General features: G+C 65.6%; 18 protein-coding genes. 8 read left to right on the forward strand and 10 right to left on the reverse strand.

What is annotated here, in order from left to right:
* Window positions 1-181: 181 nt before the first annotated feature.
* The 5 genes from dnaB to rpsF all read right to left on the reverse strand — a co-directional run bounded on the left by dnaB (window position 182) and on the right by rpsF (window position 3,756).
* Window positions 182-1,573, reverse strand: coding sequence for a replicative DNA helicase (gene dnaB, locus CBI38_RS29760; RefSeq protein WP_109335474.1), 1,392 nt, complete (start codon window positions 1,571-1,573; stop codon window positions 182-184).
* Window positions 1,574-2,127: 554 nt separating this feature from the next.
* The gene (rplI, locus tag CBI38_RS29765) at window positions 2,128-2,583 is read right to left on the reverse strand and encodes a 50S ribosomal protein L9 (protein WP_109334605.1); all 456 of its coding nucleotides are present in this window, start codon (window positions 2,581-2,583) and stop codon (window positions 2,128-2,130) included.
* Between the two features lie 17 nt (window positions 2,584-2,600).
* On the reverse strand, window positions 2,601-2,843 hold the full coding sequence (rpsR, locus tag CBI38_RS29770) for a 30S ribosomal protein S18 (protein WP_109334606.1): 243 nt from the start codon (window positions 2,841-2,843) through the stop codon (window positions 2,601-2,603).
* Between the two features lie 38 nt (window positions 2,844-2,881).
* Entirely contained in the window at window positions 2,882-3,403 is a 522-nt protein-coding gene (locus CBI38_RS29775) for a single-stranded DNA-binding protein (RefSeq protein WP_109334607.1), read from the reverse strand.
* Window positions 3,404-3,468: 65 nt separating this feature from the next.
* The gene (gene rpsF / locus CBI38_RS29780) at window positions 3,469-3,756 is read right to left on the reverse strand and encodes a 30S ribosomal protein S6 (protein ID WP_005249677.1); all 288 of its coding nucleotides are present in this window, start codon (window positions 3,754-3,756) and stop codon (window positions 3,469-3,471) included.
* 181 nt (window positions 3,757-3,937) lie between these two features.
* On the opposite strand from rpsF, the gene CBI38_RS29785 reads away from it, so the two are divergent.
* Genes CBI38_RS29785 through CBI38_RS29800 form a run of 4 tightly spaced genes read left to right on the forward strand, consistent with a single transcriptional unit; the run spans window position 3,938 to window position 6,479 of the window.
* Window positions 3,938-4,159, forward strand: coding sequence for a hypervirulence associated TUDOR domain-containing protein (locus CBI38_RS29785; RefSeq protein WP_109334608.1), 222 nt, complete (start codon window positions 3,938-3,940; stop codon window positions 4,157-4,159).
* Window positions 4,160-4,161: 2 nt separating this feature from the next.
* On the forward strand, window positions 4,162-4,491 hold the full coding sequence (locus CBI38_RS29790) for a DUF3140 domain-containing protein (RefSeq protein WP_109334609.1): 330 nt from the start codon (window positions 4,162-4,164) through the stop codon (window positions 4,489-4,491).
* A 48-nt stretch (window positions 4,492-4,539) separates the two neighbouring features.
* Window positions 4,540-5,898: a glycosyltransferase family 87 protein gene (locus CBI38_RS29795; RefSeq protein ID WP_109334610.1), complete on the forward strand. Its 1,359-nt coding sequence runs from the start codon at window positions 4,540-4,542 to the stop codon at window positions 5,896-5,898.
* On the forward strand, window positions 5,895-6,479 hold the full coding sequence (locus CBI38_RS29800) for a GNAT family N-acetyltransferase (protein ID WP_109334611.1): 585 nt from the start codon (window positions 5,895-5,897) through the stop codon (window positions 6,477-6,479). Before CBI38_RS29795 ends, CBI38_RS29800 begins: the two co-directional genes overlap by 4 nt.
* Before the next feature lie 11 nt (window positions 6,480-6,490).
* Here the strand turns inward: CBI38_RS29800 and CBI38_RS29805 are convergent, their stop codons facing one another.
* A complete protein-coding gene (locus tag CBI38_RS29805) occupies window positions 6,491-7,435 on the reverse strand; it encodes an alpha/beta hydrolase (protein ID WP_109334612.1) in 945 nt (314 codons plus the stop codon).
* Window positions 7,436-7,479: 44 nt separating this feature from the next.
* Entirely contained in the window at window positions 7,480-9,120 is a 1,641-nt protein-coding gene (locus CBI38_RS29810; protein ID WP_109334613.1) for a flavin-containing monooxygenase, read from the reverse strand.
* A gap of 223 nt (window positions 9,121-9,343) precedes the next feature.
* On the opposite strand from CBI38_RS29810, the gene CBI38_RS29815 reads away from it, so the two are divergent.
* Window positions 9,344-11,638: an ATP-binding protein gene (locus CBI38_RS29815; RefSeq protein WP_109334614.1), complete on the forward strand. Its 2,295-nt coding sequence runs from the start codon at window positions 9,344-9,346 to the stop codon at window positions 11,636-11,638.
* A 111-nt stretch (window positions 11,639-11,749) separates the two neighbouring features.
* On the forward strand, window positions 11,750-12,037 hold the full coding sequence (locus CBI38_RS29820; protein ID WP_109334615.1) for a CD225/dispanin family protein: 288 nt from the start codon (window positions 11,750-11,752) through the stop codon (window positions 12,035-12,037).
* Here CBI38_RS29820 and CBI38_RS29825 read toward each other — a convergent pair.
* From CBI38_RS29825 to CBI38_RS29835, 3 genes are all read right to left on the reverse strand, one after another.
* On the reverse strand, window positions 12,034-13,650 hold the full coding sequence (locus CBI38_RS29825; RefSeq protein WP_109334616.1) for a glycosyltransferase family 87 protein: 1,617 nt from the start codon (window positions 13,648-13,650) through the stop codon (window positions 12,034-12,036). The two genes, CBI38_RS29820 and CBI38_RS29825, sit on opposite strands and share 4 nt — an antisense overlap.
* Before the next feature lie 22 nt (window positions 13,651-13,672).
* Complete coding sequence (locus CBI38_RS29830; protein ID WP_230990014.1) at window positions 13,673-16,039, reverse strand: transglycosylase domain-containing protein; 2,367 nt, start codon at window positions 16,037-16,039, stop codon at window positions 13,673-13,675.
* Window positions 16,040-16,317: 278 nt separating this feature from the next.
* Entirely contained in the window at window positions 16,318-16,749 is a 432-nt protein-coding gene (locus CBI38_RS29835) for a DUF5318 domain-containing protein (protein ID WP_109334618.1), read from the reverse strand.
* 88 nt (window positions 16,750-16,837) lie between these two features.
* Here CBI38_RS29835 and CBI38_RS29840 point away from each other — a divergent pair, with 88 nt between their 5' ends.
* Window positions 16,838-17,698, forward strand: a complete 861-nt coding sequence (locus tag CBI38_RS29840; protein WP_109334619.1) for a DUF1707 SHOCT-like domain-containing protein — start codon at window positions 16,838-16,840, stop codon at window positions 17,696-17,698.
* Between the two features lie 24 nt (window positions 17,699-17,722).
* Window positions 17,723-18,547 (forward strand): DUF1707 SHOCT-like domain-containing protein, encoded by an 825-nt coding sequence (locus tag CBI38_RS29845; RefSeq protein WP_109334620.1) that lies wholly within the window; start codon window positions 17,723-17,725, stop codon window positions 18,545-18,547.
* The last annotated feature ends 1 nt before the right edge of the window (window position 18,548 follow it).

An 18,548-nucleotide genomic window follows, 5' to 3' on the forward strand; every position in this document is an offset into this window, starting at 1 on the left:
TTTCGTGACTCGCGGACACCGGCGCGCCCGACGCCTCATCATAAGGAAGCGTTTCTTCGGACCGACAAGGCGGTCGCCGAAGCGTCCGGTGGGACGAGCATCCGGACAGGCAACAGGCCGAGTACAGGAGGAGAGAGGGGCGGCGGCAGCAAGCAGGCAAGCTGCTGGAACTGTCGCGAAACTACCCCCGCGCCATGTCCACGAACTTGGACAGGTGGAGCTGGTGCGCCACGGTGATGGTGGCGGTGGGGCCGTTACGGTGTTTGCCGAGGATCAGGTCGGCTTCTCCGCCGCGTGGGTCGTCGCGTTCGGTGGCGTCGGGGCGGTAGAGCAGGATCACCATGTCGGCGTCCTGCTCGAGGGAGCCGGATTCACGAAGGTCGGCCACCTGAGGACGCTTGTCCTGGCGCTGTTCGGGGCCACGGTTGAGCTGGCAGATCGCGACCACCGGGACCTCGAGTTCCTTCGCCAGAAGCTTCAGGCTACGGGAGAATTCGGAGACTTCCTGCTGACGGGATTCGACCTTCTTGCCGGAGCTCATCAGCTGCAGGTAGTCGATGACGATGAGCTTGATGTCGTGTTTCTGCTTGAGCCGCCGGGCTTTTGCGCGGATCTCCATCATGGTGAGGTTGGGCGAGTCGTCGATGAAAAGCGGCGCCTCACTGATCTCGCTCATGCGCCGGGCGAGCTTCGTCCAGTCGTCGTCCGTCATCTTGCCGGAACGCATGTCACCGAGCTTGATCTTCGCCTCCGCTGACAGCAGACGCATGACGATCTCGGTCTTGCTCATCTCGAGCGAGAACATGACGCTGGCCATGCCGTGCTTCACGGAGCACGAGCGCAAAAAATCCATTCCCAGGGTCGACTTACCCACACCGGGCCGCGCTGCGACGATGATCATCTGCCCGGGGTGGAGGCCGTTGGTGATTTCGTCGAGTTCGACGAAGCCGGTGGGCACGCCCAGGGAGATGCCGCCGCGACTGGCGATGGAGTCGATCTCGTCCATCGTGGGCTGCAGGAGTTCCTCGAGGGGGACGAAGTCCTCGGTGGTGCGGCGTTCGGTGACCTCGAAGATCTCTGCCTGTGCGCGGTCGACGACCTCGGCGACGTCCTGCCCGTCGGCGCCGGTGTAGCCGTACTGGACGATGCGGGTGCCGGCGTCGACGAGGCGACGCAGGATGGCTTTCTCGGCGACGATCTCGGCGTAGTAACCGGCGTTAGCGGCCGTGGGCACGGTCTGGGTCAATGTCACCAGGTAGGAAGCACCACCCACCCGGCGGAGCTCACCACGACGGTCCAGTTCCGCCGACACCGTCACGGGGTCGGCGGGCTCACCGCGGCTGTAGAGGTCGAGGATCGCGTCGTACACCGATTGATGCGCGGGACGGTAGAAGTCGCCCGGACGAAGCACCTCGAGCACGTCGGCGATGGCGTCCTTGCTGAGTAGCATGCCGCCGAGGACCGACTGCTCCGCCGCCATGTCCTGAGGTGGCTGGCGACCGAACTCTTCACCGGGTTCCGCGTCGGGCGGCCCCGGGTATTCGGAACGGCCCCGATCGTCTACTACAGCCACTCGACCGACCTTCCCCATCACTGTTGCGCCGCTCGGAAACTGCAGTCCCCGTGGTGCACGAACCTTTTGTACTCGGCCCTACCGACAACCTTCGCAGGCTCTCCGCGAGAGCCGGCTCCGGAATCGTGAGACACGCCGGGACGACGTTAGGGATTAGCCAAGCCGTGTACAAACCAGCCTGTGTACACAGCTGGGGACAAAATGTGGAAACCGCTGGGTACGTTTGTTAACCCCATGGGGATAACCTGAGGATAAGTACACATCACATTCCCATACCCACAGGTCAGCACCGTTTTTCACGCTTTCCCCACTGTGGATGAAAACCCGTTCGGCGTGTCTCTCGCGTCGACCAGTCGGGCGTGTTGAGTTCGTCTCCACCGCGCACGCGTATGATCCAGGTCACTCGACGCAGAATGCGCGGCTAACTTCCAGACACACCCTGGAATGCATGGTCCCGGCCAGTTCACGACCCGAAATGTCCGAGAAATCCGCATGGACAGACGCGGGCCCCCACACGCCGAAGCGCGTGGGGGCCCGTGCAGCGAACGAGTCGACTAGGCGGCGACGACGTTCAGGTGGAACTTGGCGACCACGTCGGGGTGCAGGTTCACGACGATGGCATGCTTGCCGGTCGCCTTGATGTGAGCCTTCGGCAGCTCGAGGCTGCGCTTGTCGACGACGGGTCCGCCTGCGGCCTTGATGGCACCGGCGACATCAGCCGCGGTGACCGAGCCGAACAGCTTGCCCGAGTCACCGGCGGTTTTGACCGTCAGCGACACGTTCTCGAGACCTTCGATGGCAGCCTTGAGCTCCTTGGCATGATCGAGACCACGCACAGCGCGAGCTTCCTGAGCACGACGGATGCCCTCGACCTGCTTCTCGGCGCCACGGCTGGCAACAATGGCCAGGCCGCGGGGCAGCAGGTAGTTACGGCCGTAGCCGTCCTTGACCTCGACGGTGTCGCCAGGCGCACCGAGGTTGTCCACGTCAGCGGTGAGGATGAGCTTCATGTCTTCCCTCCCTTTCCTTAGCGAGCCACGGTGGCGTAAGGCAGCAACGCCACCTCACGTGAGTTCTTGACGGCAATGGCAACGTCGCGCTGGTGCTGGACGCAGTTGCCGGTGACACGGCGCGCGCGGATCTTGCCGCGGTCGCTGACGTACTTACGCAGAAGCGTCGTGTCCTTGTAGTTGATCTGCGTGTTTTTTTCTTTGCAGAAAGCGCAGACCTTCTTCTTCATTACCTTGTCGCGCAAGGGCGGCTTCGGCATTTGTTCGCTCTTTTCTGGATGTTCCGATCAGGTACGGATCAGAACGGGGGCTCGTCGCTCCCACCACCAGAGCCTCCGAAGGAGCCGGACGCCTGCGGCGCACTACCCCACGGATCGTCTCCGCCAGTGTTGGATTGCGGACGTCCGCCGCCTGAACCGCCGGAGGAACCGAAGCCACCACCGCCGCCGCCACCACGGTTGGCCTTGTTGACCTTGGCCGTGGCGTACTTCAGCGAGGGGCCGATCTCGTCGACCTCGAGCTCGACGACAGTGCGCTTTTCACCTTCACGAGTTTCGTAGGAGCGCTGCTTGAGCCGGCCACTCACGATTACTCGCGAGCCGCGGGTCAAGCTCTCCGCCACGTTCTCGGCTGCTTCGCGCCAGATGTTGCAACGCAGAAACAGGGCTTCGCCGTCTTTCCATTCATTGGTCTGACGGTCGAAGGTGCGGGGCGTGGACGCAACGGTGAAGTTCGCGACCGCGGCACCCGCGGGGGTGAATCGAAGCTCCGGATCAGCCGTCAAGTTTCCGATGACGGTGATGACGGTGTCGCCTGCCATATGGTTCCTCCTGCAGAATGTGGAGTTCGGTTGGTCACGAGCCTAGGGCTGGTGGCCGACAGAAATCACTTGTTGTGGCGCAGAACCTTCGTACGCAGCACCGACTCGTTCAGACCCAGCTGACGGTCGAGCTCCGCAACGGTGGCGGGAGTAGCGCTGATATCGATCACCGCGTAGATGCCTTCGCTGTGCTTCAGGATCTCGTAGGCGAGACGACGCTTACCCCAGACATCGACCTTGTCGATTTTGCCGCCGTCCTGGCGAACAACATTGAGGAACGTATCCAGCGAAGGAGCGACAGTGCGCTCGTCCAGGCTGGGGTCAAGGATGACCATCAATTCGTAATGACGCATAAGACCTCATCACCTCCTATGGACTAGTGAAACGGCCACGGGCTGTCCGTGGCAGGAGGGTCGTTGCGTCAGCAACCTTTGCAGGCTACATGACGAGCCCCTGACCAGCGAAATCAGAGCGCAGGTGTGGCAGCGATCGCGACGGGGTATCAGGCGGGAACGTCGACAACGGGAGGCACGCATGACATCGGACAAGAAGTTCGACAAGGGCGACGAGGTCGAGTGGAAAACTCACGGCACCACCACGTCCGGCAAGGTCGAGGAGAAAATCACGGAGGATACCGAAGCCGCCGGACGGACGGTGCGCGCCTCCGAGGACGACCCGCAGTACCGGGTGCGCAGCGACAAGAGCGGGAAGGACGCCGTCCACAAGCCGGATGCACTCGACCGGAAGGACGACTGACGATGGCGGACGACGAGGAAACGTGGAAGGAATTCCGCGACGCCGTCAATATGACCCCGGGTGAACTCGCGAAGTGGCTCGAGACGGAGGAGTCGAAATCCGTCGGCCAGAAGTCGGGCGGCGGGGAGTCGACCGGGCACGCCAGCGGCCGGCGGATCGTCGAGGTGACCCGGACGAAGAAGGCCGACCTTGAGCAGGCCGACTACGAGCACATGCGCAAGGTCGTCGGATACGTGCACCGGCACCTCGCGCAGAGACCGTCCGGTGACGTCCGGGACACCCACTGGCGCTACTCGCTGATGAACTGGGGCCACGATCCGCTGAAGGAGTGACCCGGTTTGTCGTCGCACAGGGGGCCCGGCGCGCCCTAGTGTGGATTCATGCACATCGGAGCTCGGCAGCGAACGTCGATCACGGCTGTCGTCGTCGGGTTGTGCGGCCTGTCCATGCTCGCCGGATACCTGAACAAAGCCCGGTGCACGGGGGCGCCGTTCGACGCCGCGGGCCGTAGCCTGATCTTCGACCGCATCAAGGACACCCAGGTCTGCTACTCCGACATCCAGTTCCTGTGGGTCGGGCGCGACATCAACCTGCACGTCTTCCCGTATGTCAGCGGGGGGATCAATGCCGACGGCATGTTGACCGGCGGCACCGTGGAGTATCCGGTTCTCAGCGGGATCCTCATGTGGCTGGGCGGAATCGGTTCGCACACCGACGCCGATTTCCTTCTGCATTCGGCCCTGATCCTGGCACCGTTCGGTCTGCTCACCGCCTGGATGCTGGGTCGTCTCGGTGGTTGGTGGGCACTGCTGTGGTCGGCCACCCCGCCGCTCACGCTCTACGCATTCCACAACTGGGAACTTCCCGTTGTGGCCACGTCGGTGGCCGCCATCTTCGTGATGAGCATCGAGCGTTTCCCCTTCCGCTCCCGCGCGGTCGTCGCCGCGGTCCTCCTTGCCGTCGGGTTCTGCCTGAAGCTGTACCCTGGCGCGTTCGTCCTTCCCCTCATTGCGTATGTCCTCACCCAGAACCGCACGGCGGACCGCCGGTACGACGTCCGGGGTGCCGTCACGGTCGCGGCCGCGGCGATCTGCACGGTGGTCGCCGTCAATCTGCCGTTCGCGCTCATCTCCTACAGCGGCTGGCGGGCGTCGTTCACCTTCCAGGAGAACCGTCAGGCCGACATGACCACCAACTCCATCTGGTATTGGGGTCTGCGGCCACACTTCGGCACGATCGGCCTCGACACCCCGGTGCCTGCCTACGACCAGACCGTCGGCCTCCTGTCGCCGCTTCTCGTCTGCGCTGCCTTCGCGCTCGCCCTGCGTCTGGGCTGGCTGCGGTTCCTGCGGAACGGCACCTTCCCGTGGATCGCGGTCAGCGCCGCCATGCTGTGTGGATTCCTGTTGCTGCACAAGGTGCATTCCCCGCAGTACACACTGTGGCTCATCCCGTTCTTCGTGCTGCTGAGGGTGCCGTGGGGACTGGTGGCGGCCTATCTGGTGGCCGACCTGGCGATGGGTATCGGCGTCTTCAAGTACTTCGGTGCGCTCGCCGCGGGCGAGGACCCGCACACCTTCGAGTGGCTGGTGCAATTCGGAGTGTGGGGACGGGCCGGGCTACTGGTGGTGCTGTTCTTCGTGTTCCTCCGGGCACCCCTCCGACGGCCATCGCCGACCACTCACCCGGATGCCGACGCCGAACTCACCCTCGCCAAGTCGCCGGAGCCCGCCAGATGAGCGAGTCCTGGTTTGCCCGGCCAACCCTGACCGGAACCCACGTCCGTCTCGAGCCGCTGTGCGACGACCACATCGACGCGCTGCTCGCGGCCGTCGACGACCCGCGAATCTTCCACTGGACCTCGGTGGACATCACCGACCGCAAAGATGCAGCGACATTCGTCCGAACCGCGAACGAAGACCCGACGCGACTCGCCTACGCACAGATCGACCTGGCCACCGACATCCTCGTCGGGTCCACCTCCTACTACCTGATCGATCCGCGGAACCGTTGTCTCGCGATCGGGCATACCTGGCTGTCGCGATCCGCGCAGGGAACGCTGATCAACGCGGATTCGAAGCTGCTCTTGCTTCGCCGCGCCTTCGAGGACCTCGGCGCGGTGCGCGTGGAATGGCACACCGACGAGCGCAACGCCCACTCCCGCGGTGCCATCGCGAAGTTGGGCGCCGAGTTCGAAGGCATACTGCGTAAACACCGACGACGGCGTGACGGTTCCTGGCGCAACACGGCACTGTTCTCCATGACCGACGACGACTGGCCACGCGTGTGCCCCCGACTCCAGGCGAGAGTCGAGGGCTGACGCTGCGGTGATCACACCACGGGTGCGGCGGACGAGATCTTCTTGACGAAGTCGATTACTGCCGACCGCATTTCGCTACTACGCGGAACAGCACCGGACATCCAGAAGGCCCCGTGGACAAGTCCGTCGAACCGGATGACCTCGGTGTCGACGCCCGCGTTCCGCAGGAGACCGCCGTATTCTTCGGCCTCGTCACGGGCCACCTCGTTCTCAGTGGTGAGCACGAGCGCCGGCGGCAGCCCAGACAGACTGGCGGCACGACTGGGCACGGCGTACGGATTGCCGGCGTCGTCGGGCGACGACAGGTAGTGACTCCAGAACCAGTCGAGGTCACCGGCGGAAATGACGTAGCCCTCGGCAAACTCCTCACGTGAGGGCAGTGTCGCGTGCGGATCGATCACGGGGTAGACCAGAACCTGGCCTCGCACACGGGGGCCGTCTTCGTCACGGGCACGCAGCGCGGTGACTGCGGCCAGGTTCCCGCCCGCGCTGTCACCCATCACGATGATGTTGCCGGGGTCACCGCCGTAGCCTTCCACATTGTCGGACACCCAGCGCAGTGCCGCAGATGCGTCGTCGGCAGCGGCGGGGAAGCGATGCTCCGGTGCGCGGCGGTAGGTGGCGGCCACCACGATCGCGCCGGTGCCGTTCGCGACGGCGCGCGCCGGTTCGTCGATGACGTCGAGGTCACCGGCGACGAACCCACCGCCGTGGAAGTAGAGAACGACGGGCTGTGGCGACGGCCCGGTGGGGACGTAAACCCGCAGCGGCAGTGATGTTCCGGCGCTGTCGTAGTGCGCGTCTTCGACGCGGTCGACCGGTTCGGGTGGCGCCTGCAGTCCCGTGAATGTCGACACGACTGCGCGGGCCTCCTCCACGGACATCTCCGCAAATGGCTTCATGCCTTGTGCTCGTAGTCCGGCGATCAATTCTGCTGCGTTGGCGTCGAGTGCCATGCGACTCTCCTCGGTGTGATGGTGTTCGGGATCGGGGGTTCGGTTCAGGACACGGTGAGCGGTGAATCGGTGCGGGTGAGAATGAAACCCGCATAGCCGTCGGCGACGACCTCCGCGCAGGTGGCGCGATAAGCAGGAGCCCCGCCGAGGTAGACCATGCACGCCCTCGGCTTACCGGGAATATTCGCACCCATGTACCACGAGTTCGTCTCCGGAAGCAGGGTCTGATTGGCGATGTCATTGGTCAATGCGCCCCAGGAATTTTCGGCATCTTTGCTGGGCTCGATGACATCGAGCCCACGCTGGTTCAGGTAGTCGATCGCATCGGTAGCGAAGTCGACGTGGTCCTCGATGGCGAGCGGCATGTTGTAGAGCACCGACGGCGACTGCGGGCCGGTGATGAGGAACAGGTTCGGGAACTCGTGAACCATGATGCCGAGATAGGTCGTGGGGCCGTGGTCCCACTTCTGGGCCAACGGCAGGCCACCCCGACCGCGGATGTCCATGGCCATGAGGGGGCCGGTCATCGCGTCGAATCCGGTCGCCAGAACGATCGTGTCCACCTCGTAGACGCGGTCACCGACCCGCACACCGGTAGCGGTGATCTCGTCGATCGGCGTGGTCTTCACGTCGACGATGTTCACGGTGTCGCGGTTGAACGCCTCGTAGTAGTTGGTCTCCAGGGGAGGGCGTTTGGTGCCGTACGAGTATCCGGTCGGTGCCAGCTTGGCGGCCTTCTCGGGGTCCTGGACGCGCTCGCGGATCCGGTCGCGAATGTAATCGGCGATCGTGTCGTTGGCCTTCTTGTCGAACAGGATGTCTTGATAGGAGTCGATGAACAGCCGGAAACCGCCGGCGTTCCAGCGCGCGTCGAATGTGCGGCGCCGTTCTTCCGCGTCGACGGCGAGCGCCGACGGCTGGACCTGATCGAAGGGCACGCCGAGGAAGTGGTTGCGGGCCGCGTTCCGCACCTTGCCGTAATTGCGTTTGATCTCGGCGACTTCGTCCGAGTCGCTCGGGCCGTTGCCGAGAGGTGTCGCGAAGTTGGGTGTGCGCTGGAAGACCGTCAGTTCGGCTGCCTCCTGGGCAATGAACGGGATCGCCTGGATGCCACTGGCTCCGGTACCGATCACCGCGACCCGCTTGCCGGTGAAGTCGGCGCCCTCGTGCGGCCAGTTACCGGTCATCAGCACCTCCCCGCGGAAGCTGTCGATGCCGCCGAACTCCGGTGTCTTCGGCACGGACAGGTTGCCGGCCCCGGAAATGAAGTAGCGGCTCCGCACTATCTCGCCGGTGTCGGTGTGCACGGTCCACAGCGAGTTCTCGTCGTCCCAGTGGACGCCGACCACCCGCGTGCCGAAGGTGATGTCCTTGCGTAGATCGAAGCGGTCCGCGACATGCTCGAGGTAGCGGAGAATCTCCGGCTGGCCCGCGAATTTCTCACTCCACTGCCACTCCTGCTGGAGGTCCTCGTCGAATGAGTAGGAGTAGTGGATGCTCTCGATGTCGCAGCGCGCACCCGGGTACCGATTCCAGAACCAGGTACCGCCGACGTCGGAGCCGGCCTCGAAGACGCGGGTCGACAGCTGCATCATGTCGCGTAGCTTGTGGAGCGCGTAGAGGCCGGCGAACCCGGCACCCACGACAACGACGTCGACATCGGGAGAAGAAATGGGCTGTGACATGGTGATGGGCTCCTCGTAGAACGTGCGATCCGGCGGGACTCGAGCGGGTAACCGGGGTATGCAACGACAATGGCCCACGTCACATCACCCCCACACGGGGTAAAACACCCCCTTCGTTACCTGTGTTGGCCGTCACATCACCGCGGGGGTAAGTTCGTCCCACAGCTGGTCACTCCGGGATGGGAGGCATCCACTGACTCGCAGCAGAGAACTGAAGAGATCGATGACCAGCTTCATCGGTCGACGACGCGAGATCGAGGAAGCCCGCGCACGCCTACAGCAATCTCGGCTCGTATCGCTCCTGGGTGTCGGCGGCGTCGGTAAGACACGGTTGGCCGAGGAGCTTGCCGTGCGCTCCGCCCGCGCCTTCCGCGACTCCGTCCGGTGGATCGATCTCGCTTCCGTGCGGCAGCCCGAGGCCGTGCCGTCCGCCGCGGCCGTCGCCCTCGGAGTGACCGACCAGTCGAGCCGAGCAGTCATGGACAAGGTGATCGATCACGTGCAGTCGCGGCACATGCTGATCGTTCTCGACAACTGCGAACACCTGCTGTCCGCTGCAGCCGAATTGGTGAGCACAGTCCTCGCGGCGGCGCCGGAGGTACGAATCGTCACGACGAGTCGCGAACCACTCTCCATCGCCGGTGAGTACGTCTATATGCTTCCGCCCCTGAGCACCCCAGGGGAGATCGAAGACTGCCAGGCCGCCGACATCGCGCACTTCGAGTCGGTGTCGCTGCTCGTGGAACGGGCGCAAAGCGTGGTCGCCGACTTCCAACTCACCGACACCAATGCCCGTGCCGTTGCCCAGCTGTGCAACCGGCTCGACGGCATCCCGCTCGCGATCGAACTCGCCGCGGCGCGGTTGCGATCGCTGTCGCCGTCCCAGCTCGTCGAACGCCTCGACAAAAGGTTCGCACTCCTCACCGGCGGCGACCGGGGGGCGATGCCCCGGCAGCAAACGCTGCGCGCCCTCATCGACTGGAGTTTCGAACTCTGTTCGGACACCGAGCGGTTGCTGTGGGCGCGGCTCTCCGTCTTCTCGGGTAGCTTCGATCTCGATGCCGCGGAGGCAATCTGCGGATTCGGAGATCTGTCGGACACCCCGGTCATCGACGTCCTCGACCGGCTGATCGGCAAATGCCTTGTCACCGTCGACCGTACGACCGAACAGCTGCGCTACTCCCAGTTGATGACCGTGCGCGAATACGGTCATGAACTTCTCGAAAAGAGTGGCGACAGCGAGGAATTATTTCACCGCCATCTCGAGCACTACTCGACGCGAGCCGACCGCTCGTCGATCGACTGGTGCGGGCCAGGACAATCCGAGATTCTCGCCGGACTCCGCATCGATCACCCCAATTTCGTCGCGGCACTCGACTGGTCGCTTCGTGACGCTTCGCAGCGGGCCGCCGCGGCGCGGCTGGCCGTCGCGCTGCGCTACCACTGGATCGCGGGCGGCTACCTGTCGGACGGCCGGATCCGACTCGAACGGATCCTCCAGCATCTCGCCGCGCCCACCCGCGAGCGGGGGGATGTGCTCTGGGTGACCGCCTGGACCGCCCTCATCCAGGGTGATCATGACGCTGCCCTCGCACACCTCGACGAGTGCACCCACCTCGCGACCGCACTCGGCGACGATCGGCTGCGGGCACACGCCGACCACTGGCGCGGCATTCATGCCGTGTTCTCCGGCAAACCCGCAGATGCCATCCGCTTGTTCCATGACGCCATCACCGTTCACCGCTCGTTGGGCGATCTCGCGTCCGTGCTGACCGCATCGTTCGAACTGGGCATGGCTCAAACCTACGACGGTCAGCTCGACAGTGCCCTCCGGACGTGCGGTGAGGTGATCGCGGTGGCGGACGCACACGGTGAGAAGTGGAACAAGGCCTACGCCCTGTGGGTATCGAGCGTCGCATACTTCCACCTCGGCCGCCACGATGACGCCGTCGAGGCGGCTGAGCAGGCATTGCGCATTCAGCATGACTTCAAGGACAAGATCTGCACGGCCCTGTCCATCGAGCTGCTGTCGTGGGTGGCGGCATCCAGCGGGGATGCCGGCGGGGCAGCCACACTCAGCGGTGCAGCAAAGGGGGTATGGCGCCGGCTCGGCACGTCCGTCGTGGCGTTCGGTCCGCACATCACCGAGGACTCACTGACGTCGGAGCGCAGGGCCGCTCGCACAATCGGAGCGGACGAGTTCGCCCGGCTCGCGGCACCCGCGGTCGGGCTGACCATCGATCAGGCCGTCGACCTTGCCCTCGGGACTCGGCCGGACGCGGCGCCGACGCCACCCGCGGAAGCCTCACCGCTGACCCGTCGTGAGCAGCAGATCGCCGAACTCCTCGCCGAGGGACTCAGCAATCGTCAGATAGCCGACGCACTGGTGATCTCACGGCGTACCGTCGACGGCCACGTCGAACACATCCTCGACAAGCTTGCCGTCAGCTCGCGCACCCAGGTCGCAGCCTGGGTCGCGGCCCGTGCACACCCGCGCATCGGGCAGGCCGGCGGATAGCCGGAACGTAACCACCATCTGCTCGAAAGGTGGTGTACTTCCAGACATCTGGGCGGGTCTATACTCCACGACGGCGCCCACGGTCGTGGGCTGAACCACGGGGAGGCATGCATGACGGCGCAGCATCAGGACACCTCGGCAGACTTCGACGGCCCGCTGGCGCCGCCGCCCGCAAGCAGTCTGCCACTTGCAATCCTGGCGGTGGTCGCCTTCGTTCCGTTCGGCATCGTCGCTCTTCTCCGCGCGCTCTCCGTCCACCGACTGTGGGAGCAGGGGGAGTACGACCGTTCGGTGCGGGCCGCCGCCGACGCCCGCCAGTGGTCGATCAGAGCCATGTCGCTCGGCGTCTCTATCGCCGTGTTCCTCGTCGGCGCCGCGTACGTGCTCGCGAACCGCTAGCCGCTCGTCGTCCAGGCGTCCTGTGGTGGTGCATTTTTCGACACTCGAGGCCGCAACCAGATCGGCAACCGGCGCGGCTGCGCGTCCGGTGCCTGATCGAGCACTCCACCCGAGGGGTCGTCGATGAACCCGTACCGCACGAGGTCCTCGTCGGGCCGGTAGATCTGACGGATGATCAGAACGCACAGTGCAACCACCGCGACATCACGAACCACCACCGCGGAGGTGAACCATTGCTCGGGAAGACCTTTGTTGGAGACGCCGAGGTAGTACATCATGCGGGGCACCCACACCAGGGCGTCGACGGTCATCCACGCGAGAAGAATTCGACGGTGCGGTAGGGCGAGCACAGCCAGCGGGACGAGCCACAGCGAATACTGCGGGCTCCACACTTTGTTGGTGAGAAGGAAACCGGCAACCAACAGAAAGCACAGCTGCGTCAGCCGGGGACGCTGCGGCGCGGTGAGCGCGACATAGCCCACGCCCACACAGACCAGAGCGAACAGTACGAACGACACCGCGTTGAGGATGGTCGGCGCCTGCCCTACCGGGAGAACGCCGTCGAAACCGGTCCACCCGGTGAACGAAGTGACGACGTTGTACAGCGAGTCGGGGTCGGCGCCGCGTTCGGAATTGAGTCTGAAGAATTCGGCCCACCCGCGCGGGAAGAGCAGGGCGATAGGCAGATTGACCGCGAGCCACGTGCTTATCGCGGTCAACGCGGTCACCGACCAGTCCCGAGTCTTGCCGGTGCGCACGCACAGCACCAGCAGTGGTCCGAGGAGTAGCAGCGGATACAGTTTGGCCGCGCCACCGAGACCGAGTAGGACACCGGCGAGCACCGGACGTTTCCGCGACCACGCAAGCAGGCCACCGGTAGCGAAAGCTGTTGCCAGCGGGTCGAAATTGGTGAACGCATGGACGATCACGAGCGGTGAACCGGCCACCAGCGCGGCGTCCCAGACACGGCGCCCGGCCAGAAGCGCACTGGCCCAGACGGTGACGAGCCACGCCGCGGCCAGCCCGAGCGCCACCACATTGAAATAGATGGCGACCTGCAGGGCACCCGGTAGCCAGTGGACGGCGTCCCACGCCTTGGCCACCGCCATGGCGCCGTATTGATACAGACCCGACACCACCGGGTACTCCATGTAGCGGCGCTGCATCTGGCCGTTGCCGGCGTCTTCCTCCCACCACTTCTTGTAGGGGAAGGCGCCCTCGTTCAGCCGTTCGGCCCCGTACAGCGGCACGGTGTCGGAGTAACACATCGCGACATATTGCCGGTTACCGCTCCAGTCGAGACCCAGCGCACCGTTCGCGCCCACCGGGGCCTGCTGGATACAGGGCGCCTTGGCGAACCAGCCGAGCGCGAGAAAGACGACCGCCAACAACAGGATCGCCCGCATCGGCGTGAAGAACCGACTGCGCCCCACCACCGCGTGCCGACCTACCGGGCCACCGATCACCCCGGACAGCTCCGACACCAGCGGGTCGGTGCGGCCGGGAACATCCCGCCAGTCCGCCGAACGCTGATCCTCCGCCAATGGTGCGGGCGAGACGAATTCCACCTCGCCCGCGTCTCGGACGAGGTGCGCGTTCGGGTTTTCGGCCACTACGCGAGGCTACCGGTCGTCGCTAACCCGTCGGAATCTGCCGCTGACCGTTGCCCGCGTTCGGCGGTGTCGTGATCTCCGGTTCGGCCGGCACCACCGGTGCCGGTGTGGTCGGTCTCGGCGCCAGACCCGGAACCGGAATGGTGATGCCGGGCAGGATTTCGACCGGTGACGGCGTCACCACCACAGGCGGCACGAGCTGCGTCGGCAGCTGGAAGGTACTCGTCGGCGGCGCAGACGTCTTGGGAGGCGCCGGGGCGGAATACGCCGGCAGACCCGACTGGCCTCCGATGGGACCCGGCTTCGGGAACTTCTCGACGGGGGTGCCTTCGAGGGCCCCGTCCATCGTGTCCTTCCAGATGTCGGACGGCAGGCCGGAGCCGTAGATCATGGCACCGTTGCTGTTTTCGAGAGCCTGACCATCGGTGGTGCCCACCCAGACCGCCGTGGACAGCGACGGGGTGTACCCCACCATCCAGGCGTCCTTGTTCTGCCCGGTGTCCCCGAGCTGCGCGGTACCCGTCTTGGCCGCGGACGGCCGTCCACCGGCCAGGTTGTGGCCGCGCGAATATCCGGCGATCGGCTCCATCGCGGCCGTCACGTTGTCGGCGACGTCCTTGTCGATGCGCTCCTCGCCCGGATCGACACCGCGGTCGAGCAACACGGTGCCGTCCGCGCTGACCACCTTCTGCACGAAGTGCGGGGCGCGGTACACACCCGACGCCGCCAACGTGGCATAGGAGGACGCCATGTCGAGCACGCGCGACTGGTACTGACCCAGCACGATGCCGTTGTTGGGACCACTGCCGTCCGGCTCGGTCAGCGTCGGCCCGACACCGGGGATCTCCTCCGGGATACCCGCCCGGTGGGCCATCTCGGCGATCGCCTGCGGCCCGCCGTCGATTTCGAGTTGCTGACGGTAGAAGCTGGTGTTGAGCGACCGCTTGAGGGCCTCGGCGATGGTGCAGGTGCCGCAACCCTCGCCCTCGACGTTGCTGATCGTGATGCCGTTGACCGTGAGCTCCGAGCTGTCGTACATCTGCGACAGCGGGATGCCCTGGTCGAGGGCCGCGGCGAGACCGAACACCTTGAACGACGAACCGGTCTGCAGTCCGGCGTTGGCGAAGTCGTAACCGCCGCCGTCCTCGCCGCCGTAGTAGGCCCGTACCGCGCCGGACTTCGGGTCCACGGACACCACACCGGTCCGCAGGTTCTCCGGCTCACCCTCCAGGTTGGAACGCACCGAGTCCACCGCGGCGGCCTGCGCGACCGGGTCGATCGTCGTCGTGATCTGCAGTCCCTCGGTGTTCAGCAGCTGCTCGCCGATTCCGGCGTCACCCAGCTCCCGCAGGACCTGGTTCTTGATCAAGCCCTCCGGACCGGTGTCCTGGTTACCGTTGTCGACCTGGGCGAGGGGCACATAGGGCGGATACTGCATGCCCGCGCGAGCCGACTGTTCGAGCGTGCCTGCGGTGACCATGCCGTCGAGGACGTAGTTCCACCGCGACTGCGCACCCTCGGGATTCGTCTCCGGATCGAGCAGCGACGGCAACTGGATCGACGACGCCAGAACCGCGCTCTCCTCGACGGTGAGCTGGTCGACGGGCTTGTTGAAGTACGCCTTCGACGCCGCCGCGATGCCGTACGCACCACGGCCGAAGTAGATGGTGTTCAGATAGGCGGCCAGGATGTCGTCCTTGGACCATTCCCGGGCCATCTTCGACGAGATGACCAGTTCCTTCATCTTTCGCGTCAGCGACCGTTCGGAACCCACCATCGTCTTCTTCACGTATTGCTGGGTAATGGTCGAGCCACCACCCGCGCTGTCTTTACCCAGGACATTGTCGCGGGCGGCGCGGGCGAAACCGCCGACCGAGAAACCGGGGTTCGAGTAGAAGTCGCGGTCCTCGGCTGCCAGCACCGCGTCCCGGGTGTGCTTCGGGATCTGGTCGAGGGTGACCTCGGTGCGGTTACCCTCCGGCGGCACGACCTTGCTCAGCACCGACGTGCCGTCGGCGGCGTAGATGGTGGCCACCTGGTTGGTCTTCAGGTCGCCGGGACGCGGAACTTCCTGCACGACGTAGGCGGCCATGAACAGTAGGATCGGAATGATCAGGCCCAGCGCGACACATGTGTAGGCGGCGCGGCGCACGATCCTCCACCTCGACTTGTCCTTCGCCGGCGGTTTCCGCGGCGGTCCACCAGCGTTGCCTCCCGGTCGGCGACCGCCCGTCGGCGGCGGACCCGGAGGACGCCCACCAGGGGGCGGCGCACTGCGAGGACCGGCAACCGGACGGCCTGGCGGGGGACCGGGACGGCCCGGCGGAGGACCGGGACGACGCGGCGGCGGCCCCGGAGGACGGCCCCCACCCTGCGGCGGGGGAGGCATACGACGCGGCGGCGGTCCGGGGGGACGTCCACCACCCTGCGGCGGGGGAGGCATACGGCGCGGTGGCGGCCCACCTGCAGGCTGTCCGCCGCGGGGTGGTGGACCTCCGGGGCGCCCCTGTGGCGGGGGGCCACTCGGTCGTCTCGGTCCGTTCGGTCGATCACCCGGGGCGTTGCTGCGGGGGGAACTCACGTACAAATCTCCAGTGGTTGTGGACCTGTTTCAGTCCGGCGTCACGTCAGTGGGCAGTCCTCGGCCCTCGTCCGTGTTCGGGCGTTCTATTCGCTCGCGGTCCGCCGACTCGGCGGCCGAGGCCTCGGCGAAGATCGCCTCGGCCTCTTCGGTGCGGGCACATTACCGAGAACATAAGACTGAACCAGATGGTTCCAGCTACAGGTTCTGCACACCTCGACCACGTGAACCGAAAACTCCTCCTGAGTGGCTGCGAGACGCACCAGCTCCTCGGCCGTCCGAGCCGAACCCGACACCGGGCCCAGCTTGTCGCCGAAGACCCAGGAAACCAGGGTCAACTGCTCTTTCCGGCAGATAGGACACACGACGTCACTGCCCTTGCCGTGGAACTTCGCGGCTCGAAGCAGGTACGGGCTGGCATCACAGACCTCCGTGACGCCTGTCCTGCCCGAGTAGACCTCGGCCAGCAGAGACTTGCGCTGAAGCGCGTAGTCCACCACCTGCCGCTGTATCCGCACGGAGACCAGAGTACGTGCGTGGCGTCAGGAGGAAAGGGGTCGGTCGAGTGACGCTGGTCAAACGCCGTTCCCCCACTACGATGCCGATGTGGCCTCCGGACCGTCCTCGCGCACCCGCGCACGCGACCTCGACCGCGTCAATGCGTGCAGCCAGCTCGACGCCGCTTACGCCGACGGACAGCTTGGTGCCGGCGAGTACCATGACCGCACCTCGCAGGCCATGTCGGCGAAGACGCTGGCAGAACTGCACCTCCTGATCAGCGACCTACAGTTGCCCGCCAGCCTCACCGATGAAGTACCCGTTCGCTCTGCCCGAACCCCCGGAACAGTTCTGCGAATCGCCATGGGTATCGCGGTGGTGGTGGGAGCGGGAATCGTCGCAGTCGCACTGACGCAGCACGGCGGCCCCGAGCCGGCCGGCGGTTCCGTACCCGTCCAGGTCGAGCGGCCCGTCGGTTTTCCCGTCCAGGAGCCGCCGGTGGCGGACGCCGAGTCGCGGATCGCCGGGGTGGTTCAGCCGCTGACACCGGACGGCATCGCAGCGGTGTTCGACGCCTATCAGCGCGAGTTCGGCGACCTCACGGCTCATCAAATAGCGCTGTACCCGGGCTATGCCCTCGCAAAGAGAACGGTGGCGGAAGCATCCGGTCAGGCCGACACCTACTCCTTCCGTGGCGGCTTCACCCCGTGGGGACCGCGCACCGCGCGGTTGCCCGGCACCGCCGACGTCGATCTGCGGCAGGTCGACGTCGCTGTGCTGGGGGCACTGCTCGGCGATGCTCCTCGGCTGGTCGGCGCCCTCGACGGCAGCATCGGCCACGTCCTCATCGCCGACGGTGGCAGGGGCCCGACCATGAACATCTACGTCAACGGCGCCGACAACCTAGGCGGCGGGTACCTCAAGGCCGGCCTCGGCGGCGAAGTTCTGCAGATCGTCCCAGCGCAATAGCGGTCCGCACACTAAGATCTCTGCGTGGCCAGCCGATACCCAGCGAACACGCGCGCGCGTGACATCGACCGCGCCAACACCGCGGCGATACTCGACGGCGCCTTCGGGGACGGACAGCTCAGTCAGGACGAGCACCGCGCCATGTCGGAACTCGCCGCCGGAGCGCGCACACTCGACGAACTCGAAGCCCTCGTCGGCGACCTGCAGCGCCCCGCGGATGCACCGCCCGACGCCAGGCCTCCCCGCGAAACCCGCCGCCACCTGTTCACCGCAGCAGTCGCAGCCGCCGCCGTCATTGCCGCTGTCGGGGCCTTCACCCTCACCGACAGCGACGACGCGCAGGCCCCCGCACCCGCCGCGCAACCGGCCTCCATCGATCTCGGTGCAGTCGCACCGGTGGTGATACCGACGCCGGACCTCACCACGCGTGACGGAATGACCCTCTTCATCGATCAGTACCGCGCCAAGTTCGGTGACACGGTCGTCGACGAGTTGAACCTGTATCCACAACACGCCAACTTCGAGCGCGCACAACCGCTGGAGCCGAATCGGCTGGTCTCGTACGACTACCGGGGCGGGTTCTCGCCGTCACGTCCGGCGACCACTCGGAAGGTCGACGCCCCGATCATCGACCTCACCAGCCTGAATGTAGATGCTCTGGCGGACATCGTGGCGACGGCGCCCACGGCTATCAATGTTCCGGATGCAAAGGTCGACTACCTCGGAATCGACACCGACGGCGGCACGCCCATCGTGCGGATCTACGCGAGCAACGACTTCGACGAGAGCGGAATGATCGTGGTCACGCCGGCGGGTTCGGTCCTCCGCGTCTCGCCGTTCAGTGGATAGG

The sequence above is a fragment of the Rhodococcus oxybenzonivorans genome, from assembly GCF_003130705.1.
GTDB classification, from domain to species: Bacteria; Actinomycetota; Actinomycetes; order Mycobacteriales; family Mycobacteriaceae; genus Rhodococcus_F; species Rhodococcus_F oxybenzonivorans.

Excerpts from the sequence above, each read along its gene's own strand:
- rplI (WP_109334605.1), bottom strand. The coding sequence starts at position 2,583 with ATGAAGCTCATCCTCACCGCTGACGTGGACAACCTCGGTGCGCCTGGC.
- rpsR (WP_109334606.1), bottom strand. The coding sequence starts at position 2,843 with ATGCCGAAGCCGCCCTTGCGCGACAAGGTAATGAAGAAGAAGGTCTGC.
- CBI38_RS29775 (WP_109334607.1), bottom strand. The coding sequence starts at position 3,403 with ATGGCAGGCGACACCGTCATCACCGTCATCGGAAACTTGACGGCTGAT.
- rpsF (WP_005249677.1), bottom strand. The coding sequence starts at position 3,756 with ATGCGTCATTACGAATTGATGGTCATCCTTGACCCCAGCCTGGACGAG.
- CBI38_RS29785 (WP_109334608.1), top strand. The coding sequence starts at position 3,938 with ATGACATCGGACAAGAAGTTCGACAAGGGCGACGAGGTCGAGTGGAAA.
- CBI38_RS29790 (WP_109334609.1), top strand. The coding sequence starts at position 4,162 with ATGGCGGACGACGAGGAAACGTGGAAGGAATTCCGCGACGCCGTCAAT.
- CBI38_RS29795 (WP_109334610.1), top strand. The coding sequence starts at position 4,540 with ATGCACATCGGAGCTCGGCAGCGAACGTCGATCACGGCTGTCGTCGTC.
- CBI38_RS29800 (WP_109334611.1), top strand. The coding sequence starts at position 5,895 with ATGAGCGAGTCCTGGTTTGCCCGGCCAACCCTGACCGGAACCCACGTC.
- CBI38_RS29805 (WP_109334612.1), bottom strand. The coding sequence starts at position 7,435 with ATGGCACTCGACGCCAACGCAGCAGAATTGATCGCCGGACTACGAGCA.
- CBI38_RS29810 (WP_109334613.1), bottom strand. The coding sequence starts at position 9,120 with ATGTCACAGCCCATTTCTTCTCCCGATGTCGACGTCGTTGTCGTGGGT.
- CBI38_RS29815 (WP_109334614.1), top strand. The coding sequence starts at position 9,344 with ATGACCAGCTTCATCGGTCGACGACGCGAGATCGAGGAAGCCCGCGCA.
- CBI38_RS29820 (WP_109334615.1), top strand. The coding sequence starts at position 11,750 with ATGACGGCGCAGCATCAGGACACCTCGGCAGACTTCGACGGCCCGCTG.
- CBI38_RS29830 (WP_230990014.1), bottom strand. The coding sequence starts at position 16,039 with ATGCCTCCCCCGCCGCAGGGTGGGGGCCGTCCTCCGGGGCCGCCGCCG.